The 18,291-nt window shown below is 40.0% G+C and carries 16 protein-coding genes; 4 read left to right on the top strand and 12 right to left on the bottom strand.

The window, feature by feature from the left end; genetic code table 11:
* Window position 1 precedes the first annotated feature (1 nt).
* The 6 genes from fliH to OM33_RS07800 form a co-directional block, all read right to left on the bottom strand.
* On the bottom strand, window positions 2-832 hold the full coding sequence (gene fliH / locus OM33_RS07825; protein ID WP_038640617.1) for a flagellar assembly protein FliH: 831 nt from the start codon (window positions 830-832) through the stop codon (window positions 2-4).
* Between the two features lie 3 nt (window positions 833-835).
* The gene (fliG, locus tag OM33_RS07820) at window positions 836-1,885 is read right to left on the bottom strand and encodes a flagellar motor switch protein FliG (protein ID WP_038640616.1); all 1,050 of its coding nucleotides are present in this window, start codon (window positions 1,883-1,885) and stop codon (window positions 836-838) included.
* Complete coding sequence (gene fliF, locus OM33_RS07815; protein WP_038643160.1) at window positions 1,878-3,560, bottom strand: flagellar basal-body MS-ring/collar protein FliF; 1,683 nt, start codon at window positions 3,558-3,560, stop codon at window positions 1,878-1,880. Before fliF ends, fliG begins: the two co-directional genes overlap by 8 nt.
* Before the next feature lie 49 nt (window positions 3,561-3,609).
* Window positions 3,610-3,942: a flagellar hook-basal body complex protein FliE gene (gene fliE / locus OM33_RS07810; RefSeq protein ID WP_038640614.1), complete on the bottom strand. Its 333-nt coding sequence runs from the start codon at window positions 3,940-3,942 to the stop codon at window positions 3,610-3,612.
* Window positions 3,943-4,107: 165 nt separating this feature from the next.
* Complete coding sequence (locus OM33_RS07805; protein WP_038640612.1) at window positions 4,108-5,499, bottom strand: sigma-54-dependent transcriptional regulator; 1,392 nt, start codon at window positions 5,497-5,499, stop codon at window positions 4,108-4,110.
* 8 nt (window positions 5,500-5,507) lie between these two features.
* The gene (locus tag OM33_RS07800) at window positions 5,508-6,602 is read right to left on the bottom strand and encodes a sensor histidine kinase (protein ID WP_038640610.1); all 1,095 of its coding nucleotides are present in this window, start codon (window positions 6,600-6,602) and stop codon (window positions 5,508-5,510) included.
* A 127-nt stretch (window positions 6,603-6,729) separates the two neighbouring features.
* On the opposite strand from OM33_RS07800, the gene OM33_RS07795 reads away from it, so the two are divergent.
* From OM33_RS07795 to OM33_RS07780, 4 genes are all read left to right on the top strand, one after another.
* Entirely contained in the window at window positions 6,730-7,320 is a 591-nt protein-coding gene (locus OM33_RS07795) for a DNA-3-methyladenine glycosylase I (protein WP_038640608.1), read from the top strand.
* 119 nt (window positions 7,321-7,439) lie between these two features.
* Window positions 7,440-7,979, top strand: coding sequence for a cytochrome b (locus OM33_RS07790; protein WP_038643158.1), 540 nt, complete (start codon window positions 7,440-7,442; stop codon window positions 7,977-7,979).
* A gap of 19 nt (window positions 7,980-7,998) precedes the next feature.
* A complete protein-coding gene (locus OM33_RS07785; RefSeq protein ID WP_038640606.1) occupies window positions 7,999-8,559 on the top strand; it encodes a YceI family protein in 561 nt (186 codons plus the stop codon).
* A 139-nt stretch (window positions 8,560-8,698) separates the two neighbouring features.
* The gene (locus OM33_RS07780) at window positions 8,699-8,992 is read left to right on the top strand and encodes a PAAR domain-containing protein (protein WP_038640604.1); all 294 of its coding nucleotides are present in this window, start codon (window positions 8,699-8,701) and stop codon (window positions 8,990-8,992) included.
* Between the two features lie 18 nt (window positions 8,993-9,010).
* On the opposite strand, the gene OM33_RS07775 is transcribed toward OM33_RS07780, so the two are convergent.
* The 6 genes from OM33_RS07775 to OM33_RS07750 all read right to left on the bottom strand — a co-directional run bounded on the left by OM33_RS07775 (window position 9,011) and on the right by OM33_RS07750 (window position 18,288).
* On the bottom strand, window positions 9,011-10,246 hold the full coding sequence (locus OM33_RS07775; protein WP_038640601.1) for an anthrax toxin-like adenylyl cyclase domain-containing protein: 1,236 nt from the start codon (window positions 10,244-10,246) through the stop codon (window positions 9,011-9,013).
* A 9-nt stretch (window positions 10,247-10,255) separates the two neighbouring features.
* Entirely contained in the window at window positions 10,256-12,382 is a 2,127-nt protein-coding gene (locus OM33_RS07770; RefSeq protein WP_052140937.1) for a PDC sensor domain-containing protein, read from the bottom strand.
* 45 nt (window positions 12,383-12,427) lie between these two features.
* Window positions 12,428-14,200, bottom strand: a complete 1,773-nt coding sequence (locus OM33_RS07765; RefSeq protein WP_038640599.1) for a hypothetical protein — start codon at window positions 14,198-14,200, stop codon at window positions 12,428-12,430.
* A 91-nt stretch (window positions 14,201-14,291) separates the two neighbouring features.
* The gene (locus tag OM33_RS07760; RefSeq protein ID WP_038640597.1) at window positions 14,292-15,536 is read right to left on the bottom strand and encodes a hypothetical protein; all 1,245 of its coding nucleotides are present in this window, start codon (window positions 15,534-15,536) and stop codon (window positions 14,292-14,294) included.
* Window positions 15,537-15,539: 3 nt separating this feature from the next.
* Window positions 15,540-17,768 carry a hypothetical protein gene (locus tag OM33_RS07755; RefSeq protein ID WP_038640595.1) on the bottom strand — a complete coding sequence of 743 codons (2,229 nt, stop codon included), beginning with the start codon at window positions 17,766-17,768 and terminating at the stop codon, window positions 15,540-15,542.
* 22 nt (window positions 17,769-17,790) lie between these two features.
* Window positions 17,791-18,288 (bottom strand): DUF6931 family protein, encoded by a 498-nt coding sequence (locus tag OM33_RS07750; RefSeq protein ID WP_052140936.1) that lies wholly within the window; start codon window positions 18,286-18,288, stop codon window positions 17,791-17,793.
* Window positions 18,289-18,291: the final 3 nt, after the last annotated feature.

The raw sequence follows: 18,291 nt of genomic DNA, 5'->3' as shown, positions 1-18,291 counted from the left end.
ATTAACTGTCGTGATTTTGACTATCGATACCAGCTTCTTGCAAAAAGCTTTCCAGTATTTCTTTGAGGCGTAATTCTACCGAGTAATCAATTGATGAATTATCAGAATTGATGTGAAGGCCACCCTTAGTGATACTCGGCTCAACAACTAGCTTCCAATTTCTATCAGCTAACTGCTCTGCGGGGATCGCTTGATTTACCAGTTCAAAATCTTCTGGGTTTAATAATATTTCCAGGGCATGATGTTGATTTTTAAGTGCATCAGTTGCCACTTTCATTGCATTGAATATTGCTTTTTCATTCACGGTAAGTTCGCCATGAACAACCGCTTTAGCAAGCTCAGTTGCCAACAATACAACTTGCTTTTCAACTTCATTACTGACTTGTTCAAATGGGGTTGCCAACTCATCGAGCAACTTAGTCAATTGCGCAATTTTTTCCGCAATTTCTGGTTTAGCACTTTCAAATCCTTCCTGTTTACCTTGCTCAACTCCCTCTTCATAACCTTTTTGTGCACCTTCCAACTTTCCTTGTTCAAACCCTTCTTGATAACCTGCTTCTTTACCCTCAGCGTGACCTTCTTGATAGGCTTCTTCACGAATTTGTTCGATTTCTTGTATACTTAATGGGGTAAATTCTTCTTCCTGCTCAGGGGCTTGTTCAGCTTGTTTTTTTTGATAAAGCTCTTCAAGCGATTTACCCATTGCGGTAGAGCGACCCTTGAGGTTACGTCGCTCATCCTTAACATCAGGAATAGGCCAACTTTCCAAAAGGCTTTCGATGGCCTCTGAATTTTCAATTTTTTGACCTGAGCGGTACTTTCCAAGCTTCATAAATTAGAGGAACTCCTCACCACCGCCACCACCGAGCATAATTTCACCCGAATCGGCAAGACGACGTGCAATACTGAGGATTTCTTTTTGTGCTGCTTCAACTTCACTAATACGCACAGGCCCCATTGCTTCAAGGTCGTCAACCATCATCTCTGCCGCACGTTTAGACATATTATTAAGGATTTTATCTTTGAGTCCTTCATCAGCCCCTTTAATGGCTTTCATTAATACGTCTTGCTGAACTTCACGAAGAATCGCTTGAATACCGCGATCATCTACATCGATTAAATTATCAAATACAAACATCAAGTCTTGGATTTGTTGAGACATCTCTTCATCATGCTCACGAATTGCATCCATTAACTGACCTTCTACATTGGTATCGAGGTAGTTCATAATATCTGCCGCAGCTTTTAAGCCACCCATTTTCGCAGCTTGTGCACCTGCTTGACCGGCAAATTGTTTCTCCATGATTTCATTCAATTCTTGTAATGCCGCTGGTTGCACTTCTTCCAAGTTGGCAATACGCATGGTTAAATCAAGGCGAACTTTTTCTGGGAATTGATTAATAATTTCAGCTGACTGCTCTGGTTCTAAATATGCCAATACAATGGTTTGGATCTGCGGGTGTTCATTACGAATAATATTTGCTACCTGCTTGGAATCCATCCATTTTAAGGAGTCGAGGCCTTTTGCCCCAGAGCCCATAATAATTTGGTCAATTAAATTCGCTGCTTTCTCTTCACCAAGTGCCGCGGTAAGTGCTTTCTTAATAAAGTCTTCTGATTGGAAGCCAATCGTACTAAAGCTTTGAATTTGATCTATAAACAACTTGTGTACAGCAGCTATTTTCGATTGACTTAAATCATCGAGACCTGCCATTGCCATACCCACTTTTTGCACTTGCTTTGGCTCTAAGTGCTTTAAAATTTGTGCAGCATCTTCTTCAGATAAGCTCAATAAAAGAATCGAGGCTTTTTCAACACCATCCAGCTTATCAACATCAAAGTTGCCGCTCGATTGTTCTGCTACTTGGTTCTCTTGATCAGTCATCTTCGGTTAACCACGCTTTAACTACTTGAGAAGAAAGTTCCGGCTCATTTGCCACAAGTGCTCTTACAGCTTTCAGTAAGTCTTCATCACCATGTAAGTCAGGTAACTGCAACGTTCCGTCAGGGCTAAAGCCTACTGCTGATTCGTCAAATTCTTGACTTAGCATATCAATTGTATCATCACCTAAGTCTACACCTGCAGATAGGCTTGCGTCATCATAATCCTCGGTTGTATCTTCTGGATTAATCAACTTACGTAACATTGGACGAACAACAGCCAGAATCAGAACAATAATGACCAGAGCACCTAATGCTAAACGCACAACTTTAAAGAACCACGGTTGTTCCCAAAGCGGTAATTCAATCACTTCACCCAATTCTTCTTGCACAAATGGAATGGTTACAACTTCTAACGCATCACCACGTTGCATATCAAAGCCAATACCACCTTGTAACAGGCGACGAATGTTAGCGAGTTCCTGTTGTGTTCGAGGATCACGCGTGGCCTCACCGCCTTCCGCAACACCATTTTTATAGTTGACCGCAACAGACACACTAATTCTACGGATCACGCCCGTTTGTTGGCGCTTGTGCGAAATCGTAGTATCAAGTTCATAATTACGCGTCGCTTCTTTACTGTTTCTGCTTGGTAATGTGGTTTCGCCTGCACCTTCACCCGCTTGTTCAGGAATTTGCGAATTGACTGGCGGCTGATTGGTAAGTGCACCAGGAATGCCTACAGCCAGACCACCTATATTAGTATCTTCACGGGTCATCTCACTGCGCACTGCAGGTAAATCTGGATTGAAACGTTTTTGTGTTTCTTCAATTGAACTGAAATCCATCACTAAATCGACTTGTGCGGTGTAATTACCAAGTCCCACCACAGGGATCATGATTGAGTCGATTTTTTCTAAATACTCTTGTTCACGTTTACGTTCAATTTCATACTCTTTGCGCGAACGTGCTGTCAGGGAGTTTTGCGAACCTGAATTCAGTAAGCGCCCATTTTGATCGGTTACCGTAACACGACTTGGCTCAAGTCCTTGTACCGCGGACGCTACCATATCCACAACCGAATCCACTTCTTCGCCATTAAGTGTGCGGCCGCGTCTAACAGTGAGAACTACTGTTGCACTAGGTTTTTTCTCTCTGCGTGCGAATACATTTTCTTTTGGGATTGCAAGTAGCACTTTTGCGCGGGCTACTTTGCTCAGCTCTTCAATTGTGCGCGCAAGCTGTTGTTCGCGAGAGTGCTTTAAGCGTTCACGCTCTAATCGTTGACTCACGCCAAAACCCATATCTTGCATCAGAATTTCAGTGCCAGATGATGGTGTTTGCTCTAACCCTTCTTTTGCCATTAATAACTTGATGTTCTGATAAGCTTCTACCGGCACCATCACCACATTGCCATCAAGTTTATACTCAACTTTTTGCGCATCAAGGAATTCAAGGGTTTGGATCAGCTCATCCATTGGCATTTTGCCAAGTGGGCGCATATCAGGCTCTTTAGCCCAAATCATAATGAACACAGCAATCGCAACACAAATGGTTAATGCGATGATAAGTGTCACTTGACGCATTACATCAACACCACTCAAGCTGCCAAGGAAACCTGATTTTTGTTCTTGATTGTCACTGTCCATGTCAGTGACAGCTAAGTCATTGGTGTCCATTGTTGTTAAATCTGTTGATGAATTAGCCACAACCCTACTCCACTATCGCTTAAACTGGCATGTTCATGATGTCTTTATAAGCTTCAACAAGCTTATTACGCACCTGAACCGTTGCCTCAAAGGCCACTGATGATTTTTGTGAAGCGATCATCACTTCCGCAAGAGAAACATTGCGGTCACCCATTTCTAAAGCAGTTGCTTTTGCTTTTGACTCTGCTTGCAAACCGCTAACGGTATCTAACGCATCTTTGAGTAAGTTATTAAACTCAACTTGCGAACTACCTTGAATTGTTTCAATCGGCTGTTTTGGTTTTGAAAAATTACTTGCTTCAACTGCAAGCGACTGCATTTCCTGATAAAGATTGTTTGCTGAAATATTCATGCTGACAAACCGTACTAAATAAACTTACCAAGATGAATGCAAACTTAATGCCAGAAATAAAACCCTATCTATCAACAACTTATAAAGCCATTATTTTGACAATGTAGAATATTTAAACAGCAAGAAGCCCTCAGAACGAGGGCTTGAGAAGAGTGAAACGCTTTCTTATGCAGGCAGCTCGATGCCCATTTCACGCATTTTTGCTAACTTGTAACGTAATGTACGAGGACTCATACCTAGTTTGTCAGCTACATCTTTGCGTTTACCATTGCAGGCTTTTAGCATATCAAGAATTATCGAGTTTTCTTTGTCTTTCAACTCTTGTTTGTATCCAAGTGACTCATCATGAATAGGGTCTTTGCTTTGTTCCGTTGCAATATCAGGTATGATTTCACTTTTTTCTACAACACTCGCTGTAACCTTGCTCGATTGCAGGCTGGCTACAGAGCCTAAGAAAATGTCATCAGTATGAATGGTTTTATCACTTTGTAAAATAAGTGCACGTTGCACCACATTTTCAAGTTCACGTACGTTACCCGGCCAGGTATGACTTAATAATTTTGCTTTTGCAGCATCATCAAATTGCACTGGCATGTCATTATTATGACGCTGAATTAAATGCTCAGCTAACGGGATTATATCCCCTGGACGCTCTGCCAACGGCAACCACTCGAGCGGAAACACATTTAAACGATAATATAAATCTTCACGGAACACCCCTTCCGCCACCGCATCGCGTAAATCACGGTTAGACGTAGCAAGCACACGTACGTCGAGTTTAATGGTTTTACGTGAACCTAAACGCTCAACTTCACGCTCTTGTAAAACGCGTAATAACTTTGCCTGTAAACTTAAATCCATTTCAGTGACTTCATCAAGTAAAATGGTGCCACCTTGCGCTTGTTCAAACTTACCTGGGCAGGCTTGAATTGCGCCTGTAAATGCCCCTTTTTCATAACCAAACAATGTGGCCTCAAGCATGTTTTCAGGAATGGCTGCGCAGTTGATAGCAACAAAATTTTCTTCTGAGCGTAATGACTTGTCGTGGATATAGCGGGCCATAACTTCTTTACCCGAACCACTTGGACCCAGCACCATCACAGATGCATCTGACTTCGCTACTTTTTCTGCAAGTTTCATTAATGCTTTACTGGCAGGATCTTCTACAATAGGACCATCTTTAATCGATTCTTTTTCCGGTAGATAACGACTTACCATATTTAACAGTACTTCTGGTGCAAATGGCTTCGCCATATAATCAATAGCACCTAGACGCATCGCTTCAACTGCATCGTCTATAGTCGCATATGCAGTCATCATTAATACTGGCAAATCAGGGTAATTTAGCTTGATGCTTTTAAGTAAATCGATGCCCGACATTGCACCCATTTGCACATCACTCACCACCAGTGAAATACCACCTTGTTTTAACTTGATAATGGCTTGTTCGGCACTATCGGCTTCAATGCAGCTAATATCTGCCAATGCTAAGGTATCAACTAAAGCTTCGCGTAAACCAGAATCATCTTCTACTACTAATACTTTTGCATCGCTCATAATGTCTCCTAACACGCTTTTTTGCCAATAATAGGAAGGTATAAATTAAATTCAGCACCACCGAGATCACCATTGCCCGCTTTAACAAACCCTTGATGGCTGTTTGCAACCGACTGCACAACTGCCAGACCTAAACCTGTGCCATGTGACTTGGTAGTAAAAAACGGTTCAAAAATTTGCTGAGCAGCAGCTTCACTGAGCCCCGGCCCATTATCTTGCACCGAAATTTTGACATGATCCGCAAATCGCTCTGAGCGCGTTGCACTTAAAATAATTTTGCCACCTTGCCCAGATGCCTGCACTGCATTATGAACCAAGTTACTGATAGCGCTGCTAAGCGCCACTTTATTAGCAATTATCTCAATATCCGGCTCGGGTAACTTCAAATCAAGTTCACACTGCTGGCGCATTATCATGGCTTCAGACGCATTAGTAACATCTGTTAGTAATGCCTGCATTGATACGGGTGCTAACACTTGCTGTTCACCACTTTTAGCGAATAGCAGCATGTCATTAACTTGGCTTTCTAAATCTTGTAAACGCGACATCAGCTTTTCATGAAAATTGGTGCGCGCTGTCGGGTTTAATTTTTCAGACGATAAATTGGCGGCATATAACATTGCAGCAGAGAGTGGCGTGCGTACTTGGTGTGCAAGCGAGGCGACCATTTTACCTAATGCACTCAGGCGTTGCATATGTGCAATGCGCGATTGTAACTGCCTTGTTTGGGTTAAATCTGTCATTAAGATCAACTGACCCGGCTCAGGTGTCAGTGGCGAGATATCAAGCTTTACTAAACGACCATCGCGTAATGTCACTTCATGACCATCACTACCGTTAGGTGCAAACGAGCGCTGAATAATTGTAAACCATCGCTCACCCTCCAGCGGCTCCCCCAGTAAATCAATAGCAATTTGGTTTGCTTTCGCCACCATTCCTTTACCATCAAGTACAATCACACCGGCAGGCATGGTATCAACTAAATGACTCAACCAACTTGCTTGTTTTCTCAGTTCACTAAGTTCACCCACGTACTTTTCCTGCATCAAACATGGGTTATATACCTCGTGAAATTGTTGGGGTATGATTTGCGCTAACGCCATAATGGTACACCAATTAATTACTCTAACTAATGAGTACTTATACACGAAGTGTGCCAATTTTTATTTTTATAAAATACAATAACTTAAAGCACAAAAAAGACGTCAATTATTTGTCTAAGGGATTTATATGTGCAAACGATGTGAGTGGCTCGATACCACAAAAGCGGATTATATTGCCTACCATGATACCGAGTGGGGTGTACCATTATTTGATGACCATTTGTTGTTTGAGTTTCTGACACTTGAGTCAGCCCAAGCAGGATTAAGTTGGTATACCATTTTAAAAAAACGCGATAATTATCGAAAAGCCTTTGCTAATTTCGACCCAAATCAAGTTGCACAGTTTGATGAAAGTAAGAAGCTTGAGTTAATGAATGACAGTGGCATTATTCGCAATCGACTAAAAGTTAACGCCGCGATAAATAATGCACAGCAGTTTTTAGCGATTCAAAAGGAGTTTGGCAGTTTTGCCAACTATCAGTGGCAGTTTGTAAATAACAAACCAATAATTAACGACATCAACAGCAAAGATGATTATCAAGCCACCACCAAAGAATCCGAAGCCTTTGCTAAAGACCTCAAGAAAAGAGGTTTTAAATTTTTAGGACCAACCACAGTTTATGCGCATATGCAGGCTTGTGGCATGGTAAACGACCATCATAATCACTGTTTTCGCAAACAAGAAGTTATTGCACTCTACCCTTCTCTTTTTTCTTAAAGAACCGCTTCCTAATACTGCTTATTGATAGTCAAAAGTGAATAATGAATTCACTTTTGAACTATTCAAATTCAAATGAAGCTCAATTAAAGTGTGCCTATCTATTTAAGGAAATGATTATGGTTCTCGATAACGAAACTAAATTCGGTACAGTTAGCAAAGTGTTTCACTGGCTTAGCGCCATTGTAATTCTCGGACTGTTTGCCGTCGGTTTCTGGATGGTCGATTTAAATTACTACAGCGAATGGTACCGCACAGCACCTTATTGGCATAAGAGTATTGGTATTCTTTTACTTGGGTTTACGCTGGCTAGATTGCTGTGGAAATTTATAACGCCATCACCAAAAACATTAACAACGCATACAAAGCTAACCCAATTAGCAACGAAATTAGGCCATTTAGCGCTGTACAGCATTTTATTGGTGATCCTCATTAGCGGTTATCTCATTTCAACTGCAGATGGGCGTGCAATTGAAGTATTCACTTGGTTTGAAGTTATGAGCCTTGGTGAACTGATTGCAAACCAAGAAGACGTTGCTGGTAGCATTCATAAATATACAGCTTACAGTTTAATGGCAATAGTATTAATACATATTTTAGCGGCGCTAAAGCATCACTTTATCGATAAAGATGCCACCTTGCGCCGTATGATTAAGTAAATTTATAAGGAAAATGACGATGAAGAAAACACTATTAGCATCAGTTCTTGCACTTAGCAGTTTGGCAATGCCTGTAATGGCCGCAGACTATGTGATTGATACTAAAGGCGCCCATGCTTCAATTAATTTTAAGGTTAAACACTTAGGTTACAGCTGGCTAACAGGTCGTTTTAATACTTTTTCTGGAGAGTTTAACTACGATGAAAAACAACCTGAAGCGAGCAAAATTTCAGTAAACATTGATACAACCAGTGTTGATTCCAATCATGCAGAACGCGACAAGCACTTACGTGACAGTGATTTTCTAGATGTTAAGAAGTTTTCAACCGCAACCTTCAACAGTACTAAAGTGACTGATTTAGGCAATGGTAAACTTGCTATAACAGGTATTTTATCACTGCAAGGGATTGAAAAAGAAATCACTATTGACGCAGAGAAAATTGGTGAAGGTAAAGATCCATGGGGTGGTTATCGCGCAGGTTTTGCCGGCACAACGTCGATTCAAATGAAAGACTTTGGCTACAAAATGGACTTTGGTCAAATTGACTTTGACCTTCATATTGAAGGCATTAAAAAGTAACTTTCCCAATAAAAAGGCTGCCCTAACAGCCTTTTTGCTAAAACCTGCCTTTAAAAACAGCATCAGCTAAAGTTAAACAACTTGTTTCATTATTAGATTTAAGTAAACTGAAAAAAATCTCAAAATTCTAGGATCTGATATGCCAGGTTTGCCTGCTGCAAGAATTACAGATATGCACGTCTGCCCAATGGTTACCGGGGTTGTTCCTCATGTTGGTGGCCCAATATCTGGCCCATCAGTACCAAATGTACTAATTGGAAGTCTTCCCGCTGCTGTTGTCGGCGACATGGCTGTGTGCGTTGGTCCACCGGATGTCATTGTAAAAGGTAGCACCTCAGTACTTATAAGTGGCAGACCGGCTGTAAGAATGGGTGATACAACCAGTCACGGTGGTAATATCGTTTTAGGCATGCCTAATGTGCTGATAGGATAAAACGCGCAATAGCGCGTTTTAAAATCCTAACTGAATATTGCGGTAATCCTTTAGCGGGAAATCCTTCATCGTGCCATGACGTTCAAGCCACTCCGATAATATCTTCATCCAGTGGAATCCTAATTTAAAATTCCAAATTGGATTAAATAGTGGCACATAATTCATTTGTACTAATTGCGCTCTTAATGTTTTGACATCTTGTTCGCTTTCCATAATCCAAATTCTACCATCGGGAAAATAAACCACCGCTTCATAATCGACTTCATCGACCATTGGACGACCAGCTTCATCACTATGGTGGATCATCCAGCCGCCGCTGCCCGCTTTCATACAACCAGCGTTAACTCTCACTGCTATCTCTTCAATTAATAGCGACAAGTTTCCTGTGTGTGCCCCTTCTTGACGTCCGTATTCTTCAAAAGTACGAATAAACTGATCACTACCATCAACATCACGCTGCCAAAATGAGTCTTTTTTACCATTTGTTGCAGCTTGTACGATTTTACGTTCTTCTTCAGAAAAAAATCTATCTTTTGGAAATACGCCCCAAAGGTCGTAGTCACCAGTTTGCACACCCTTATAATTTGAAGGTGCTTTTGCGCCATAACCAAGTGGATTTGTCAGACCACACACCTGGATATAACTTTGGTCAGTACCCACTGTTATCGCATGCTTTCTATTTTGTGGGCAATGCGCCACCAGCTCATTATTTTCTCCATAACACACAGCCCAATCAGTATTGAGCGGACTATATTCTCTTGAGTTTTGAGCGATTTGATTTACTTGAACTAAAACAAACTCATGCTTTTTACCATCCTTTGCGGCTGCGGTGATTTTAAAAACATGGTCGTTGATTCTTTGTTCTTGATACGCCTTACCAGCTCTTAACATGAGTGCAGGCAATGCGGCTTTACGTTCTGACGTAATGTATAATGGGATAGCCATCGCGCCATAATGGTTCATTGCATCGTTTACTTTCCCTTCTTGCCAGGCACGCGCTTTACTGTCTGTGCCTTTTTTACCTAGTGACGGATCGGCAAGCACAAAGCCCGCCATCGGGCCCCAATCACATGACTTAGCTTTGACGTGATAGCCTTTCGTGGCATAGCCTTGCCTAATTAATTGGGTGGCGTAGATACCCACAGCACGGGACGATATTACGGTATCCGTTTCACGTGCCACCGATGCAAAAACGTTAGAGTGCTCCTCTGGAATACCAGCAAGTGACTCCGCATTTTCAATTCCATTTTTCATTATTTTACCTTAGTAATAGGTCATTATCGTTGTGACGAAAATCATCACTGTAAGCAATGGCCAAAACCAAATATTGGCGATGTGCTTGAAGTATTTTGCGTTACCGCGCGAGGTAACCGCTTTATAATATTGATGTGCAATCAACATAAATGCTGATGCAATCAAGTACAATAGAAAATAAAAAATTTCAAAGTACACCACTTCATCGATTTGCAGGTGTTCTCGTATACTGTAATGGGCTAACAAAATGGTAAACACCACAGCAGTAATGTTATTACGTAAATCCCCATACGGGGTATAGGCCATACTGACAACGCATGCATAGAGCAGGCATACCATTACCATCACAGGTAGCAGTGTAGTCACAAAGGGGCCTAAAAACTCTCGCTCTAAATTAATACTGTAATTAAGTTCGGCGTTAATATCCTGATTTGTAAACGTATCCAAACCAAAATTGGTGTTATAGTGTTGGAAGGTATATTTGAAATAACTCTGAACTAATTGCCATTCTTCCATCACAATGTCATTGGCGATTGCAGGGTTATCTTTTTTACCTAATCGTTCATAGGCGTCAAGATCGGGCACCAATACAACATTAGCACCAAGATCAGATGCACTGAGTCGCAAAACAATATTTTTATGGTCAAATGGGTATTTTGAATAATCGAATTGTTGCCGTGTAATAATCGAGAAATGCCAACTGACTAGCAATGAGCCGTCGTTTAATTCTTTTCGGTAGTTTTCTTCTACTTTACTTTCAATTGCTTCATTAAAGCTTATATTTGCTGTTAATACTTGGCGCTGGTCTGGAGTTAACTTTTGCCAAACACTACCGGTAATATGGACATTATTCGCATTAACAAATTCAATAGATTCAACATACGCCCCGGTCGCCACAAAATGAGGCTCTTCAATGCGCATTTGGAGCAAACGATTACGGTAGCTTGTTTGAAAGGCCTCTTTTTGCGAGTTAGAGGTGACAATAACTGTATCTTCCGCTTCTATCTCATTAAAGCTTCGAGCGAAATCAAGCACTATGATTGTGCTGATCATCAATACAATGGAGATTGATACGTTGTTTTGCGTCCAGTTTAGTCTTCTCTTTCGCGTAAGTAGCAAAATCAAGAAAATAATACTCGCTGCATAACAACTGATTGCAATGATATTCGTTTGTCTTCTAAAATCTTTATCGATTTCAAACATATCAGATGACATGCGCGTAATTAGCACCCAATTTGTATGAGGAATTAATGTACATGCCGCGTAGTGTTCATCGTTATCTAATGTTTCACCATTAAAAAATAAGTAATCTAATTTGGTATCGAAACAACCTTCTATTTGGTTTAGATAAGTAAACTCAGCTTTCTTAACCAGAGATGGTTTATCTTCGCCCTCTCTTACATGCGCAAATACTGGGTGTGAAATCAGGTTTTGCTCTGTTGAAAAAATAACACCATACCCACCCAAGCCGAGCTTTAACTTTCGCAGTGAAGATGTAAGGTGATCAAGTGACACATCTGATGGGATAACTCCCAAAGCAGCTTGACCCGATTTTTTTGCTTGCTCAGATGCATAAAATGGCACCGAATACGTTGTCATTAATACATTGTTCTGAGGCTCATAATAGGGCTCGGTCCAAATTGCGCCCTCTTTAAGTGGACGATGATACCAACTAAACTCAACATCAGGTTTATCATAATCTACTAAATCAAATTTGCGTTCGACTCCGGTTAATCTTTCATAATAAGGGCTAAAGTAACGGGTATATTTATCGTATTGGTAAGGGTGAAAAGTGACATTGAGGGAAAACAACTCAGGGTTGGTATCAAACTCATATTGCAATAACTCAGGTGCATATCGTTTATCCTCAAGCGCAGTTATTTTGCTCTCAAACTCATCAACAAACGTCATGGTTAATGCCAGTTTGTCACCAATCTGCTTGGCAGCATCAAGGGTTTGCTGTTTAACTTGCTGACGAACATCTACCTTAAAACGACTATGCTTTTGATAAATTGCAAAAGTGGCATAAAGCGCACTTAGAACACTAAACAAAAGACAAAATATTAAAAGTGGTGTGTGCAGCCTATTAGAAAAGGCCTTTGCAGCTTTTACACCCGTTACAGCAGGATTATCCATGTTCAATTTTCTTTATATTAGTTGTAAAACCAGATAATGCTGATTCTACAAAGGTGAAGACACTGTTTGTAATTGCTTGAGCCTTAAATCTATCGCGCGAATTTCGTCTTTCAACTTATTTTTAAGATAGGTTAAGCCTTGCTTGATATCCTCATTTGCTCGAGATACAAAGCCTTTAATCGACGAGCCTAAGATTTCACAAAAGCGCTTGAACAGGTAAACAATACCAGCAATCAATAAGCCTACAACATTCACCAATACAATTAACGCTGCTAATACGAATTTAATTAACTTAGTTAAGATTTTTACCAAATAACTAAATGCTTTTTTGGCAACCGCTAACATTTTATCCATAAATTTACGCAGATCTGACTTAGCACCTTCTACTTTTCGTTTTAGTTCTGCATTGCCTTTTAGCGGGTCATTAAAAGTAAAATCAATTTCTTCTACACTTTTTAAACGTTTTACAAAGTTGGCTTTTACTTTAAGCAATTCTTTTTCTTTAGCGCCCTGCTCTGGTGCCTTTGTTTTATCATTATATTCTTTGATATTTTTAATGGTATTTTTAGTATCCCAAATTGCTTTACCAGTTTTATAGGTAACTTGGGTGACTGCATTCACAGAGCTACCTGTTTTTGTAACCATTTCAAACGTATCTAAACCAGCACTAAAGCCGCCTGAAAGAATGGAGACTGAGTTCATCACAATTTGGCCTGTTTTAGTGCGTGAACTTAACTTTCTAAAATCTAATTGGGTTAAGTCTACTTCTGGGTTTTGTTTTTTTGCTTTGACAAAACTATGAATTAACGTAGCAAACGACGACAAGACATCAAATACTTTTATCCAGCGAAATACGCACAAAATAATGGTTGCGCCAAATGACGCAATGGTCGCTACCGTTGCCGTTACCGCAGATAAAATACCTGTAGTCAGCTCTTGTGTATATTTTAATAGCTTGGCCCTGTTTGCTTTACCACTAAAGCCAATATCAAACGCCCCTTGTTTACGCGTTTCCTTATCTATTAAGCCAATCACTTTATAGGTGTTATAGATGTCTTTAAGTGGTGTCATCCAACCTGAGCGCTCGATGATTATTTGTTGTTGCTTTGCTCGTTGAGCAATTGGCACAAGCTGGTCGAGCTTATCCATATCGAAGTTTTCTAAATTAGCACCACCTTGCATTACCTCAAGCTGTGTTTTGGCAAAAATCAGCATCTGTTTCTTCATTATCAGACCAATTTCTCGAAAGTCTTCTTTTAATGCTTGAAGCATTTGCCATATCAATTTTTCAACACTGTCTTTTGTGTTTTCTTTCGCTAAGGGGTGGTGAACTAATGGGGCAAAAGCAACATCTTTGAAGTAATCGGTCAATTTACCGTAATCAGCAACTACTTTTTGCTCTTTATAAGTTTGTAAAAAACACTGGATCTTACTGTTATAGGGGCCTTGAACGGTATCAAATAAAAGCTGTACGTCTTTTTCTGATAATTTAGAAGTACGGTTTTGAGTGATCAATTGCTTTGTCTGTTGCCATTGAAAACAAAAGCTTTCCCATTGATTATCACTAAGATAAAACAGCCACTCGAAATTATCTAAGCTATCCATCGATTGCTTTTTGAATTCCTCAATACTGCCCACTTTAGTGGTCAGTTTGTCAATGGCTTTCAAAAACGAACGATTCTTGTTCGATCGAAATGAATTGATCTGTTTCATAATTTCATCAAGCCGACGAAGCTTGTTGTAATTCGTTTTATCAACAATATGAAATACTTTTCCGACTTTACGAGCCGCTAAATTGAGTGATCGAGATAAAGACATATTTTTATTATTAGATTAATGATTAGTTAATGAATATAACTGCTAATCGTGGAATGTCTACCCCGATCAGTAGTTCATTAAGGTGCTACAGCTAAATTATTGAACTCACAGGAAACGCATTGAGCTGACCTTTTACAACAAAAGAGTTTCCCATTAACACATCAAAATGATGCCGGTTCACTATGTCATTTTGCTTGTATTTTTTTTGTAACGCTAATCCAGTAAATATTGAATTCAGTTGTTTTTCATTTGTTGACTTAATTCGCTTAACCGCATCGATTTTTCCAAACCACCCATTAGTGCTCTTGGTATAGGATTTACTTTGCATTTTGCTAAAAAGCTGCTCTTTTGCGAGCATAATTTTATAACAACCTATGAGCTGATCTTGTGTGAGTGCATTAATGCTATTGGGTTTGAACTGGCAGCCCCAACTTAATAATGTTTTAAAGGCAAAGTCACGTGTTACATATCCAGGATTACTCAACATGGTGTGTGTTATAGGTTGCTCTTGCCCATCTTCGGCAGCATTGCCAACGAGTGTGCCATGTCGACCTGGCATAAATGTGGTGTAAAACTTTGTTTTAGCATGCAATTCAGGCATTCTCGCTTTAAAACCACTGGAGCGTTCATCTTCAGCAAAAACAGCGACAAAATGCGATACATTTGCACCGAGTTTTTTGTAATCTTTAAACGGATTAATCCCGCCTGGAACAGGATCTAATGCGAAAATATTGACCTTAATGTGATTTGTCATTGGGTGCTTGTTAAGAATGTTTGCAAACTCAAAACAACTCACTCCACCGCGGCTCCAGCCAATTAAGTTAACCTGAGTGAGTGGTGATTTTTCACGCGCCATTTTGATACGTGCCACCAATGCTTTCATATGTGCTTGTAGGTCTTGACTAAGTGCATCAACCTCTTGTTGCCATTTATTATAAGCAGAAGACTTACTGTTGGTTATCGCACCTAAACCACCTAAAGTATACTTGGCAGGCCGACTTGCTTGTAGTAATTGCTTTGCACGTTTAGTGGTCTCCTCACTTGTTTGTGCAAAGGGAAAACCAAGCACGACACTCAATGCATGTTGCATATTGCTAGCTATGCCAGAACCAAATATTGGCGCAAGTGCCCCACCATAATAACTTTTACTAAATTTAATAAATTCTGTTTCATTGCCACTACCAACACCATCAACTATTAAGTAGTCCTGATATTCAATACCTGATGCGTGCTTAGCCAGTGTACTCACCAACTCGCCTTGGTGAAAAATATGCTTTTTGTTGTAATCACGTTGATTAGACGAAGTGCCGCAAAAAAATATGGTAAATGTACTCATGCTTTACCCACCTAATAATCGGTAACTAGTATTAATTTTTTCAAGTGACATAGCCAGCTGTTGTAATGCATTTCGTTCAGACTGCGCTGCTACATTTAGCTGATTCATTGCTGGGCGCCTTGGGCTTGAACGATGGGTTGCATCAAGTTGTTGTAACCATTTATGTGTCGGATAAAGTACATCTCGTTGAATAATTTCAAGGCGCTTGGATAGATAACCAAGAATGGCATCTATCGCCTTACAATTCTTAGCTGGTTGCATGGTTTTTAAGTTGCTACCACAATACTTTCCATACGCCATGATTCCTTTATCGATCGATTTAGTAATGTCATGCCGTCTACCAAATTTAACCCAACTCGCTTTTTTCCATTGGGTTAATGTGATTGGTTGCGTATCAAGTTGGTTGAGTTGTTTACTAAAACTGTTATAGCCCAACAAGGTTTTATTCAAAATGCGCCAATCAAGGGTTTTTAGCTGCATTTCAAGCTTTCGCATTTCAACCAGAGGATCGTGCTGTTTTGTAGTAGTTTTTGAGAGCTGCGACTTACCAAACAACTCGACCTGATCCAATACACTGACACCCCGTTTAACACTCGTACTTGCTTTGTTGAGTTTGGCTTTATTAAATAATTCAACTTGGTCTAGCACACTTGTACCCGATTTAATTACAGTGTCTGAGTGTGTCAATTTTGATTTATTAAATCGTGTGATTTCGTCTAGTAAACCCAAACCACGTTTTTCTTTTGTCGTCACGTGATTTAAGGCCGATTTATTAAACTCCCTGACCTCTTCAAGCAGTGTCTTGTCCTTTTTTTGCGATACTTTTTTAAGTGAGGCAGTATCAAACTCTTGGATTTGCTGTAAAAATGGCACAGGACCAACATCTAGCGACTTTTCTTTTAAGCCTTTAAGTTTAATCTTGCGTGTTTTTAGGTATTTTTCTGCACGTTTCTTCAGTTCTTCAAATTGCGACAAATTAGTGTCGCAAACTGACAGCCATGTCGCCATATCGGTGTTATCCCTAACCATGGCAAACAAGGTAGAGTCCGTAGCATTAATAATTAAATATGCGGCAACGAGTGGATCTTTTAACAGTTCATCAGAAAGGTAGGGATTATGCTTATTTATTTGTGACAACAAGCGATTTATTTTGCGCGTGTAATAATACTCTTTTGCCAGCACAGCGATTTTTTGTACATAAAAAGCGGTGAGAGACAATACTTTGGCAACATTACCAGGGATGGTAATACTTGACGCCAATGCAAGATTGTTTTCAATTGCACTAATCAGTTGCTTGGCGGCATTTGCCATCGAAAGTAAAAATTCATTATTAATAAATGTTTTAAGTGCTAAATTAATTTGATAGCTTTTACTGGCAATGGTCATTGTTTTGCTATCTTTAAAGCGCTGATAACACGCATCAGCAGCAGTTTTAACGGCTTTGACATAACCTTCAACCGACTTTGCGGCCGCAACTAAGGCATTGATCCCCGGTAAAATAGCAATGCAAATTTCAGCAACCAAACTTATTAATAAATCACGGATACTGCGCCAACAATCCTTAACAAACTGCAAAAAGTCATTCGCAACCTTTTTGAGAAAATTAATAATAGTGATAGCAACGTCTTTTACCCATTTATATTTACTTTCTACAGAGGTTGCTTCAACACTACCCGATTTAACTTGATTAGCAATATCACTGGCAATACGGTGGATTTTACCGGACTCTTGGCGTTGTTCTTCGTTGTATTGGCTCTTTATCTCAGCATCTTGTTTCTTCTTCTCTTGCTGAGTTGACTTAATATCTTTATAGGCCTGCTTTGCAATATCTTTTACATCATCTTTATACAGAAATTTTGCCTTAGCACCATACAATATTCGCACACAGTCACGCTTAGACTCGCGTTGCAAAAGTAACGTAAAATCGTCGCAATCTTGGTCTTCAAGCTTTGGGAATAATGCATTATGTAAACGTTCTATTGGCCGATTTTTACCTTCAATATTTCGTTTACTTGAACGCCAACCATCTTGTTTATAGTACTTGTCTTCTTTACTAAGTTGCCAAATAAAGTAAGCGCTTTTTAGCGCTTTAAGATTAGGGGTATTAGGATTTGAGTTATATGTTTTTATACAGCTATCTACTTTTTTTAGCTGTTTTCCGCGCGGATACCTTACACCTATGTAGGTATCGCTTTGCCACTGGCCTAAACTAGGTATTAAAGAGGTGGGCATTATTTCTCCTCAGTAAATCAGTTTATGAATCAATCATAGCCAATAAAATAGCAGCATTAATTGCATGACCAACCATATTATCTGGTGGCAAAACGACAGGTAATTCTGGCGCAACAATCGATCCCGTACCGGACCAAAAAACAGAATAACCGAGCCAACCGGGGGCGGTATCTAAACCAATGCGCTCTGCAAGTTGTTGCGCCCTGATACGGAGTGTTTCATTGGGCGAGCTTAACCAATTAGTAACGCATTCAAGTATAGGATCATTTTTACTACCTGGATGCTGCTGAAGCACAAAAAGCCCCCAGCGAATTGCACTCATAACAGGTAAACCGTGCGCGATTAGCTGAATGGCGTCACGAGTGAGCTCAGCTTGCTGTAATTGCTCAATTGCATAAGCTGGTTGCCAATTTGGCTGTAATAGCGCATTAGCAGGCTCAGAAGGTTGGTACTTTGCCAAGATAGGCGCAATTGTAGCTTGCTTTAACTCACTAATAATTGCGTTTGTGATTATTTCCATTGT

Origin of the sequence: Pseudoalteromonas piratica, from assembly GCF_000788395.1 — a bacterium.
Taxonomy (GTDB): Bacteria; Pseudomonadota; Gammaproteobacteria; order Enterobacterales; family Alteromonadaceae; genus Pseudoalteromonas; species Pseudoalteromonas piratica.
The sequence above is the reverse complement of the archived record's forward strand: the minus strand, read 5'-3'. Positions and strand labels throughout refer to the sequence as shown.